Genomic DNA, 10,045 nt, shown 5'->3' with positions numbered 1-10,045 from the left:
CATGAATTTGGTATCGTTGTTCTCGGCTCAGGTGTGTATAGGGCATCGTGTCTTTCCATGACGGCTAGGTCGGGGAGGACATCCTATGCCTCCTGAGCCAACCTAGCTTTTTAACGATGCACTTTGTTGTTGAATCCGCGTGATTTATAAGCCTGTTACGCTCGTCGATAGGGCGATTGTAGCTATCAAAATGAGAGTGATTTTGCGTGAGCGTCAGGCGCTGCGCTCATAGGTTACAAAGCTGAAGCCCAGGCCGTTGGTGCTGACGTGGCGCTGGCGCGCCGACTCCTTCCACTCGGGCCCGAGCTGCGGTGCGTGTGCGTCCCCGTCAAAGTCCTGTTCAAGTTCGGTGACCTCCAGGCGCACCGCCTGGGGCAGGGCTTCGGCGTAAATCTGCGCACCGCCAATCACCCACACTGTGCGGCCGGGATCGCACTGGGCGAGTGCATCGCCCAGACTGGCGGCACGGCTGGCTCCGGCGGCCTGCCAGTGGGGCTGGCGGGTGATCACGATGTTGGTGCGGCCGGGCAGTGGCCGAAATCGGGGCGGCAGCGAATCCCAGGTCTTGCGGCCCATGACGACCGGGCAGCCCTGGGTGAGCTGCTTGAAATGCGCCAAGTCCTCCGGCAGGTGCCAGGGAAGCTGGTTGTGCTTGCCGATGACGCCATTGGCCGCGCGGGCATAGATCAGGTGGAGAGGCATGGGCGCGAGGGTGGTTGCGTTGCGGACCGTGGACGTGCAATCCGCCAGACGACAGGGTGATGAGGGAGCTGAAAGAAGGCAAAGGGAAGGGCGGCGTGTCGATGGGCTGCAGCGCGCCCCGGCGCATCGGGCGCCCGTGCGTCAGACCGCCACGGGTGCCTTGATGGCGGGGTGGCACTGGTAGTCCACCACCTCGAAATCCTCGTAGCGATAGTCAAAAATACTCTCTGGCCGCCGCACGATGCGCAGCGTGGGATACGCATACGGAGCGCGTGCCAGCTGTGTCTGCACCTGCTCGTGGTGGTTGCTGTAGATGTGGCAGTCGCCACCCGTCCAGATGAAGTCGCCCACGTCCAGATCGCACTGCTGGGCCACCATGTGCGTCAGCAGCGCATAGCTGGCAATGTTGAACGGTACGCCCAGGAAGATATCGGCACTGCGCTGGTAAAGCTGGCACGACAGCACGCCTCGGCCGCCGGGCAGGGCGGGGGGCGCCACATAGAACTGGAAGAACGCGTGGCAGGGCATCAGCGCCATCTTGTCCAGCTCGGCCACGTTCCAGGCGCTCACGATGATGCGGCGCGAGTCGGGGTTGGTTTTGAGAGTCCGGATCACGTCGCTGATCTGGTCGATGCGCCCACCATCGGGCTTGGGCCAGCTGCGCCACTGCACCCCGTACACGGGGCCCAGGTCGCCGTCTTCACGGGCCCACTCGTCCCAGATCGTGACGCCGCGCTCCTTGAGCCAGTTGTTGTTGCTCGAGCCCGTCAGGAACCACAGCAGCTCCACGATGATGGATTTGAGATGCACCTTCTTGGTGGTGACCAGCGGGAAGCCCTCGCGCAGGTCAAACCGCATCTGATGGCCAAACACACTCTTGGTGCCGGTGCCGGTGCGGTCTGCTTTTTCCACCCCGTGCGTGAACACGTGGCGCATGAAGTCTTCGTACTGGGAGCGTACCGGGCGGGCGGGGGCGGGAAAGGCTGCGTCGGTCATGGCGTGTGCAATCGGGCGAGAAAGGCGCACCGGGCAGATGCGACAGAAAATGCCGGGGCCAGGGGGCTGCGGCAGGGGCGGGGCAGCGGGCTGCGCAGCCGGGGAGTTGATTTTATGCGGGCCGGGTACAGCGCGCCCGCGCCGCCCTGCCCAAGCGCCACGCTGCCTGACAACCCCGCCAAGGAATGCTCGCAAGGCATTGGTTGAAATCGGGCAGACAGATGACGCGCATGGCATTAACAGCTTACCCACCGGACCTCGGGGCGCGGCAGTGCAGGCAGATGCGAGAATGACCGCGTCACGGAGCCCATCCCGGGCCGATGTTTCCCAGTCAATCGCCCCATGACTGATACCGTCGCACCAACCTGCACTTTGAGAGCCTTTGCCATGCCAGGCACAACCGCTTTTTCGGTCATCAGGCTTACCAACGCATCGCTGGCCAACGAGGCGTGCGCGGTCGTTCGGCAGTCCATCACGCATTGCTGCACGCTGGATCACCACGGTGAAGCCGCAGTGCTGTCGGCCTGGCTGGCTAACAAGACGCCCGACAACGTTGCCGCCTGGATGATGGCCCCCGGCGCAATGGCGTGGGGTGCCATGCGCCAAAGCGACCTTGTGGGCTTTGCTCTGCTGGCCCGTGGCGCTTTGGCGCTTTGCTATGCGGTGCCCGAGGTGTTGCGCCAGGGCGTGGGGCGCGGCTTGCTGGAGGCGGCCGAAGCGGGCGCAAGCGATGCCGGTCTGGACGCGCTGGCGCTGGAGAGCACGCGCACGGCGGAGCCCTTTTACCGGCACCACGGGTACGTGCCCGGCGGGCCGGTGCAGCACTGGGCGGGGCTGCAGGCGCTGCCCATGCGCAAGCCGTTGTAAGCCCGCCCGGGCAGTTTGGCGCGGCAAGCGGGCGGAAAATTGTATTCAAAAATGCCACCTACGCGCGATGCTATTCACTTTTGTGCTATCTAAATTATAGCAAAAAGATGTGTGGCCGTGGCAGGTTCCGGGGCGCGCACCGGCGCGGCACGGCGTTTGCGGCTCAGGGGATCAGCACCCGCCCCGGGTTCAGGATGCCCTGGGGGTCCAGCGCGTTCTTGATGGCGCGCATCATGGCGAGGGCGACGGGCGACTGGTAGCGCTGGAGCGCGTCGGCCTTGAGCTGCCCTATGCCGTGCTCTGCCGAAAACGAGCCGCCGAACTCCGCCACGGCCTCGTAGACGATGTGGTTGACCTGGGCTTCGTGGTCGCGCAGGAACGCCGCGGCATCGCAGTCGGTGGGCGCCTGCACGTTGTAGTGCAGGTTGCCGTCGCCCAGGTGGCCGAAGTTCACCACGCGAACGCCCGGAATCCGGCTTTGCAGCAGCGCGTCGGCATGCGCCACAAACGCCGGAATGCGCGAGATCGGGATGGAAATGTCGTGTTTGATGTTCAGGCCCTCTTCGGCCTGCGCGAGCGGAATGCTCTCGCGGATGTGCCAGAGCTGGTGGGCCTGGGTCAGGTTCTCGGCCACCACGGCATCGGTGACGCAGCCGACCTCCAGGGCCGCTTGCAGCAGCGCTTCAAACCGGGACCGGGCGTGATCTTCGGACTCGCTGTCGGAGTTCTCCAGCAGCACGCACCACGCAGCATCCTTGTGCCCGAGGAAGGGCACACGCAACTGCGGCAGGTGCTTGCCCACCAGGCTCAGCGCCAACTGACCCATCACCTCAAAGCCTGTGAGCCCCGCGCCCAGCTGTTGGTGGGCCATGCCCAGCAGCTGCGCGGCTTGTTCCATGGTTGGCACGGCCGCCCAGGCAGTGAGCGTGGCGGCAGGCTGGGGGTAGAGCTTCATGCACGCAGCGGTGATGACGCCAAGCGTGCCCTCGCTGCCGATGAACAAATCGCGCAGGTCGTAGCCGGTGTTGTCCTTGCGCAGGCCTTGAAGGCCGCTCCACACCTCGCCCTGCGCGGTGACCACCTCCAGGCCCAGGCACAAGTCGCGCGTGTTGCCATAGCGCACCACCTGGGTACCACCAGCGTTGGTGCCCAGGTTGCCGCCGATGGTGCAGCTGCCTTCTGCGGCCAGCGACAGGGGAAACAGCAAGCCTGCCTTGCGCGCCACCTCTTGCAGGTTTTGCAGGATGCAGCCCGCCTCGACCGTCATGGTGAGGTTGGCGGTATCGACGTTGCGCACCGCGTTCATGCGGGCAAGGCTCAGCACGATCTGCGTGCCCGATGCGTCGGGTGTGGAGCCCAGCGCCAGCCCGGTGTTCCCGCCCTGCGGCACGATGGCGGTGCCTGCAGCGGCGCAGGCCTTGACCACGGCGGCGACCTCGGGCGTGCTGGCGGGGCGCACCACGGCCAGGGCCTTGCCGCGCACCCGGCGGCGCCAGTCTTGTTCCCAGGCGGTCATATCGCCTTCGGTGATGACGTGCGTGGGGCCGACGATGGAGCGCAGGGTTGCGAGCAGGGCGGTGGACATGGTGGCCGTCGTAGTCCGTTCAAAGATCGACTCAGGGGACAACACATAGGGTGGTTGTTGGCCGCCGCATCCGCATGGCACGGCGAGCGTCAGGGCGCTGCGGGGCCTGCGGCAGCGGCAGGGGACGGCTCAGCCGACTCCGGGTGTGCTGAGGCCTCGCGCGCATTGCGCTGGCGCAGTCGTACATGCAGGGTACACGCCACAAAAAGCACAAGGCACAATGCAATCTCGGCCCAGGCCAGCCATTGCGATGGCGGCTTGTCGCTCCAGCCACGCACCACGCCTTCGGTGAAGTACAGCCAGATCACCAGGCTGACCCAGCGGTAGGTGTACATGCGGTTCTTGAGGATGCCCGCCAGCGGAATGCACAGCGGCAGCGCCTTCAGCGCCACCCAGGACCCCCCAGGGCGAAGCGGCGCCAGCACGAGCTCCCACGCCAAGCACAGCGCGATCAGCGCCAGCAGAGTGCCCGTGGCCAGCCAGCGGGTGGCTTCCACCGCGGTGCTGGAGGTCTGTGGCGAGACGGGTTCTGAGGCAGGTGGTGGGGCTGGGGATTGCGCGGTCATTGGGGTGGCATCATATCGGCCATGATGAAGCCCTTTGAATCCGTTGGCCCGCGCCGCATGGCCGCTGTGGCCGCGGTGGTTGCTGTGGTTCGACCCTGCGCGCGCCGGGTGCGGGGCGCGTGCGCATGAGCCGCCTCGTCCGCAACGCCTGCGCACGGCTCGAGGCCCTGCTGGTCGAGCTGTCGGATTTCCCCTGGAAAACCACGGCGCTCACGCTGCGCGAGCGCTTTCGGGAAGACCGCCTGGGGCTGACCGCCAGCAGCCTGACCTTCACCACCATGCTGGGCCTGGTGCCGTTTCTGGCGGTGGCGCTTGCGATCTTCACGGCCTTCCCGATTTTCAGCAAGCTGCAGGTGCTGCTGCAAAGCTGGCTGGTCGACAGCCTGGTGCCCGACAGTATCTCGCGCCAGGTGCTGGGCTACCTCACGCAATTTGCAGCCAAGGCCAGTGGCCTGGGGGTGGCAGGCTTTGGCATTTTGCTGGTCACGGCGCTGGCCCTGATGCTCACGATTGACCGCACACTCAACGGCATATGGCGGGTGCCGCGCCTTCGCCCGCTGGGCCAGCGGGTGTTGATCTACTGGGCGGCGGTCACCTTGGGGCCGCTGCTGCTGGGCGCCAGTCTGGCACTTACCTCGTATGTGTTGTCGGCCTCCGGCGGGCTGGTGCAGCGGGTGCCCGACGGGGTGCGGCTGCTGTTTGACTCGGTGCAGTTCATTGTGCTGGCGGGGGGCATGGCGGCGCTGTACCACTATGTGCCCAATACGCCGGTCAAGTGGCGGCATGCCTGGTCGGGCGGCTTGTTTGTGGCCGTGTGCATCGAGCTGGCCAAGAAAATGCTGGCGCTGTACCTGGCCCAGGTACCCACCTACTCGATGGTGTACGGTGCGTTTGCCACGCTGCCGATTCTGATGGTCTGGATTTATGTGGCATGGGTCATCGTGCTGCTGGGCGCGGTGGTCACGGCCTACCTGCCCAGCCTGCTGGCGGGCGTGGCCCGCCGGGGAACTGTGGCGGGATGGACCTTCCAGCTCGCGGTGGAGGTGCTGCAGGCCCTGCACCGCGCGCGCGGCGATGACCGCAAGGGCCTGCGCCCCAGCCAGCTGGCGCAGTTGCTGGGGGTGGATGCCTTGCAACTGCAGCCTGCGCTGGAGGCTCTCACGGCGCTGGACTGGGCAGGACAGGTCACCGACGCAGCCGTCACCCTGTCGGACGTACCCGAGTCCCGCTATGTACTGATGGTGGACCCTGACCGGACGCTGCTGGCGCCCCTGCTGCAGCGGCTGCTGCTGGAGCGCTCCGAGGCGCTGGTGCCTTTCTGGGACAAGGCCGGAATGGATGGGCTGTATCTGGCAGACGTGCTGGGCGCGCGCTGACCTCACGTTGCGCGGCCGGGCGCTGTGCCGGGCGGCCAGCCCATGTCAGCCGGCCAGAAAATCCCGGATGGCTGCCAGTGTCTCTTCAGGGGCCTCGGTCATCTGGTGGTGTCCCACGGGCAGGAGCGTGACCTGCACTGCCTTGCCCGCCGCACGCGCGGCGTTGATGAGGCCCTGTGCGGCCTTGGGCGGCGTCATCTGATCGTGTGCTCCCAGTGCAAACAGCACGGGGCACGCCATCTGCGCCATGGCCGCCTCGCCACCGGCATAGCGGTCGCAGGCCAGAAAGCCGCGCTGAAACACATTGACCTCCGGGTTGCTGCGCAGCACCTTGCGGCCCAGGGCCATGCCCGCGCCAAACACCCAGGTGCCCGGGCCCAGCGCTGACGGCGGCGCAGCCAGCGTGCTGCGCGAGAACACGTTGACCATGCGCAGGGCCTTTTCGGGGGCGCTGGCAGACGCCTCGATCAGCGCGGGCGACACCTTCATGGGAAACGCCGTGCCCACCAGCCCCAGGTGGCTGATGCGGTCCCCCAGGCGGGCGGCGGCCTCCATGGCGATCAACGATCCCCAACTGTGACCCACCAGCGCTGCGCGTTGCACGCCTGCCGCATCCAGCAGCGCGCCGATGAAGTCGGCTCCCTCCTCGACCGTAGCGGGCGCGTGGCCTGCGCTGCGGCAATGTCCGGGCAGGTCGATGGCCAGCACGTTCCAGCCGTGGTTGGCCATAGAGCGCGACTGCAGCGCCCACACGCTGTGATCGTTGAGCACACCATGGATGAACACCACGGTGGGCTTGGCTGCATCGAATGCCTTGCCCCCGGTGTAGCAATAGACCAGTGCTCCATTGACATCAATGTGCATGTTCAGGCTCCCGCCTTTTGCGCCGCCTTCAGTGCGCGCTTGAGGTCGTCGATGAGGTCGTCGGCATCCTCCAGGCCAATCGACAGGCGAATGGTGCCCTGGGTGATACCAGCCCCCGCGAGGGCTTCGTCGCTCATGCGAAAGTGCGTGGTGCTGGCCGGGTGAATGACCAGGCTGCGGCAGTCGCCCACATTGGCCAGATGGCTGAAGACTTTGAGGGTTTCGATGAACGTCTTGCCCTGCTCGCGGTTGCCCTTGAGGTCAAAGCTGAACACCGAGCCTGCGCCGCGCGGCAGCAGCTTTTGCGCGAGCTGGTGGCTGGGATGCGATGCCAGCATCGGGTGGCCCACCCGCGCAACGAGTGGCTGTGCGGCCAGGAATTCGATCACTTTTTCGGTATTGCGCACATGGCGCTCCATGCGCAGGGGCAGGGTTTCGATGCCCTGCAGGATGAGCCAGGCCGTGTGCGGGCTCATGCAGGCACCAAAATCGCGAAGGCCCTCGCGGCGCGCCCGCAGCAAAAAGGCGCCCACGCTGCTTTCTTCGGCAAACACCATGTTGTGAAAGCCTTCGTAGGGCTCGGTCAGCTCGGCAAACTTGCCTGCGCACTTCGGGCTGTCCCAGTCAAAGCTGCCGCCATCCACCACGATGCCGCCCACCACGGTGCCGTGGCCCGACAGGAACTTGGTGGCCGAGTGGTACACCAGATCCGCGCCGTGCTCCAACGGCTGTATGAGCCAGGGCGAGGTGAGGGTGGAGTCCACCAGCAGCGGCACACCGGCGTCGTGGGCGATGGACGACACGGTGGGGATGTCAAGCACATCAAGCCCGGGGTTGCCCACGGTTTCACCGAACAAAAGCTTCGTGTTGGGCCGGATCGCGGCGCGCCAGCCATCGATATCGCCGGGCCTTACAAACGTGGTCTCGATACCGAATCGCGACAGCGTGTAATGCAGCAGGTTCTGCGAGCCACCATACAGCGCCGTGCTGGCCACAATGTGGCTGCCTGCGCCCATCAGCGTGGCAATGGCCAGGTGCAGCGCGGCCTGGCCGCTGGCTGTGGTGATGGCTCCCACGCCGCCTTCCAGTGCGGCCACGCGCTGCTCCAGCACAGCGTTGGTGGGGTTGCTGATGCGGCTGTAGACATGGCCACCGCGTTCCAGATTGAACAGGGCGGCTGCATGATCGCTCGACTCGAAAACGAACGACGTGGTCAGGTGGATGGGCACTGCGCGGGCGCCCGTGGCGGGGTCGGGCGCGGCGCCCGCATGCAGTGCCAGCGTGTCAAAGCCAGGGTCGGAATAACCGGGCATCCTGTGTCTCCCAAATGGTCAGGTCAGCCGGGCATTGTGGGCTATATTTGTGGCCGCACCGCGCCCTTTGGGAGATACAGCACCATGAAAGTCAGCGACATCCTTCGCGTCAAGGGAAACACCCTCTACACCGTGCAGCCCGACGAGCCGCTGGCCGGTGCTGTGGACCTGATGGCCGACCGCGACATCGGGTCGCTGGTCGTGATGGAGCATGGCGATCTGGTGGGCATGCTCACCTTCCGCGAAGTGATCCAGGCCCTGGTCAAGAACGGCGGCAGCCTGGGAACCACGCTGGTTCGCACGGCCATGGACGACGCTCCGCTGACCTGCACCATGGAAACCGACATGGATGAGGTGCGCCGCATGATGCTGGACCGCCATGCCCGCTACATGCCCGTGATGGACCGCCGCATGCTCATGGGCGTGATCAGCTTCTATGACGTGGCCAAGGCCGTGGTGGACAGCCAGAACTTCGAAAACAAGATGCTCAAGGCCTACATCCGCGACTGGCCCGAGGATGACCCCCGCGGCTGAGCGGTCGGCCAGTGTTGGCAGGCGTGCCGGGCCTGCGTCTGCTCTGGGATAATCGCTTGATGAGCGGAAACACCTTTGGCACCTTGTTCGCAGTCACCAACTTTGGTGAATCCCATGGCCCGGCAATTGGTTGCGTGATTGACGGATGCCCGCCGGGCATGTCGTTGTCCGAGTCGGACATTCAGGCGGACCTGGACCGCCGTCGCCCCGGCACCAGCCGCCATGTGACCCAGCGCAACGAGCCCGACGCGGTGGAGATCCTCTCAGGCGTCTATGAGGGCAAGACCACCGGCACTCCCATTGCCTTGTTGATCCGCAATACCGACCAGCGCAGCAAGGACTACAGCAACATCGCCGAGAGCTTCCGCCCCGGTCATGCGGACTACACCTATTGGCACAAGTACGGTATTCGGGACCCACGGGGCGGCGGACGCTCTTCTGCGCGGCTGACGGCGCCCACTGTGGCTGCGGGTGCCGTGGCCAAGAAATGGCTTGCCGAGCGCTATGGCACGCAGTTTCGTGCCTGCATGACGCAGCTGGGCGAACTGGCCATCCCCTTCGAGGGCTGGGAGCATGTGCGGGCGAATCCTTTTTTTGCTCCCGTGGCCGACGTGGCCCGGTACGAGGACTACATGGACGCCCTGCGCAAGGCGGGGGACTCCTGCGGCGCGCGCATCCGGGTGCAGGCCAGCGGCGTGCCGGTGGGGCTGGGCGAGCCGCTGTATGACAAGCTTGATGCCGACATCGCCTACGCGATGATGGGGCTCAACGCCGTCAAAGGGGTTGAGATCGGTGCGGGCTTTGCCAGCGTGTCGCAGCGGGGCACCACGCATGGTGATTCAATGTCGCCCGCTGGTTTTGAGACGAACAACGCGGGCGGGGTGCTGGGCGGCATCAGCACGGGCCAGGACATCGAGGTGAGCATTGCCATCAAGCCCACCAGCTCCATCATCAGCCCCCGCGCATCCATCGACATCCACGGCAACAGCGCCGAGGTCATCACCAAGGGCCGACACGACCCGTGCGTGGGCATCCGCGCTGCGCCCATTGCCGAGGCCCTGCTGGCACTGGTGCTGATGGACCATGCCTTGCGCCACCGCGCGCAGTGCGCCGACGTCACAACGCCGGTTCCGCCCATTCAGGCCTCGATGCCCTACCCCGAATATTTCACGGCACTTGGTCGCAGGCGGAGCGAAGCGAGTTTGTCTGGTGATTTTGGGCGGCCAAGTGCTCTGGCCAGGG

At 65.7% G+C, this 10,045-nt stretch carries 10 protein-coding genes; 4 read left to right on the top strand and 6 right to left on the bottom strand.

All coding sequences use genetic code 11. The annotated features are described in order from the left end of the window. Positions 1-213 precede the first annotated feature (213 nt). Together ACK543_RS06195 and ACK543_RS06190 are read right to left on the bottom strand one after the other, a co-directional pair. Entirely contained in the window at positions 214-702 is a 489-nt protein-coding gene (locus ACK543_RS06195; RefSeq protein WP_409941979.1) for a dihydrofolate reductase, read from the bottom strand. A gap of 141 nt (positions 703-843) precedes the next feature. Next, positions 844-1,698, bottom strand: a complete 855-nt coding sequence (locus tag ACK543_RS06190; protein WP_409941978.1) for a thymidylate synthase — start codon at positions 1,696-1,698, stop codon at positions 844-846. 387 nt (positions 1,699-2,085) lie between these two features. Between ACK543_RS06190 and ACK543_RS06185 the strand changes: the two genes are divergently transcribed. Beyond that, positions 2,086-2,565 (top strand): GNAT family N-acetyltransferase, encoded by a 480-nt coding sequence (locus tag ACK543_RS06185; protein WP_409941977.1) that lies wholly within the window; start codon positions 2,086-2,088, stop codon positions 2,563-2,565. Between the two features lie 163 nt (positions 2,566-2,728). Here the strand turns inward: ACK543_RS06185 and ACK543_RS06180 are convergent, their stop codons facing one another. Further along, positions 2,729-4,150 (bottom strand): FAD-binding oxidoreductase, encoded by a 1,422-nt coding sequence (locus ACK543_RS06180; protein ID WP_409941976.1) that lies wholly within the window; start codon positions 4,148-4,150, stop codon positions 2,729-2,731. 89 nt (positions 4,151-4,239) lie between these two features. Next, the gene (locus tag ACK543_RS06175) at positions 4,240-4,716 is read right to left on the bottom strand and encodes a DUF2069 domain-containing protein (protein WP_409941975.1); all 477 of its coding nucleotides are present in this window, start codon (positions 4,714-4,716) and stop codon (positions 4,240-4,242) included. A 125-nt stretch (positions 4,717-4,841) separates the two neighbouring features. On the opposite strand from ACK543_RS06175, the gene ACK543_RS06170 reads away from it, so the two are divergent. Next, positions 4,842-6,092, top strand: coding sequence for a YihY family inner membrane protein (locus ACK543_RS06170; protein WP_409941974.1), 1,251 nt, complete (start codon positions 4,842-4,844; stop codon positions 6,090-6,092). Positions 6,093-6,137: 45 nt separating this feature from the next. On the opposite strand, the gene ACK543_RS06165 is transcribed toward ACK543_RS06170, so the two are convergent. Continuing rightward, positions 6,138-6,956, bottom strand: coding sequence for an alpha/beta fold hydrolase (locus ACK543_RS06165; protein WP_409941973.1), 819 nt, complete (start codon positions 6,954-6,956; stop codon positions 6,138-6,140). A 2-nt stretch (positions 6,957-6,958) separates the two neighbouring features. Beyond that, the gene (locus ACK543_RS06160; protein ID WP_409941972.1) at positions 6,959-8,269 is read right to left on the bottom strand and encodes an O-acetylhomoserine aminocarboxypropyltransferase; all 1,311 of its coding nucleotides are present in this window, start codon (positions 8,267-8,269) and stop codon (positions 6,959-6,961) included. Positions 8,270-8,353: 84 nt separating this feature from the next. Between ACK543_RS06160 and ACK543_RS06155 the strand changes: the two genes are divergently transcribed. Both ACK543_RS06155 and aroC read left to right on the top strand, forming a co-directional pair. Then, positions 8,354-8,803: a CBS domain-containing protein gene (locus ACK543_RS06155; RefSeq protein WP_409941971.1), complete on the top strand. Its 450-nt coding sequence runs from the start codon at positions 8,354-8,356 to the stop codon at positions 8,801-8,803. Positions 8,804-8,862: 59 nt separating this feature from the next. Beyond that, positions 8,863-10,045: chorismate synthase (gene aroC / locus ACK543_RS06150; RefSeq protein ID WP_409941970.1), on the top strand; the 1,183-nt coding region annotated here is incomplete at its 3' end.

The sequence above is a fragment of the Acidovorax sp. genome (assembly GCF_046341535.1).
GTDB lineage: Bacteria > Pseudomonadota > Gammaproteobacteria > Burkholderiales > Burkholderiaceae_C > Acidovorax.
This window is presented reverse-complemented; position numbering and strand designations above follow the sequence as displayed.

Bases quoted from the DNA above. Each gene is read 5' to 3' on its own strand.
- ACK543_RS06195 (WP_409941979.1), bottom strand. From the start codon at position 702: ATGCCTCTCCACCTGATCTATGCCCGCGCGGCCAATGGCGTCATCGGC.
- ACK543_RS06190 (WP_409941978.1), bottom strand. From the start codon at position 1,698: ATGACCGACGCAGCCTTTCCCGCCCCCGCCCGCCCGGTACGCTCCCAG.
- ACK543_RS06185 (WP_409941977.1), top strand. From the start codon at position 2,086: ATGCCAGGCACAACCGCTTTTTCGGTCATCAGGCTTACCAACGCATCG.
- ACK543_RS06180 (WP_409941976.1), bottom strand. From the start codon at position 4,150: ATGTCCACCGCCCTGCTCGCAACCCTGCGCTCCATCGTCGGCCCCACG.
- ACK543_RS06175 (WP_409941975.1), bottom strand. From the start codon at position 4,716: ATGACCGCGCAATCCCCAGCCCCACCACCTGCCTCAGAACCCGTCTCG.
- ACK543_RS06170 (WP_409941974.1), top strand. From the start codon at position 4,842: ATGAGCCGCCTCGTCCGCAACGCCTGCGCACGGCTCGAGGCCCTGCTG.
- ACK543_RS06165 (WP_409941973.1), bottom strand. From the start codon at position 6,956: ATGCACATTGATGTCAATGGAGCACTGGTCTATTGCTACACCGGGGGC.
- ACK543_RS06160 (WP_409941972.1), bottom strand. From the start codon at position 8,269: ATGCCCGGTTATTCCGACCCTGGCTTTGACACGCTGGCACTGCATGCG.
- ACK543_RS06155 (WP_409941971.1), top strand. From the start codon at position 8,354: ATGAAAGTCAGCGACATCCTTCGCGTCAAGGGAAACACCCTCTACACC.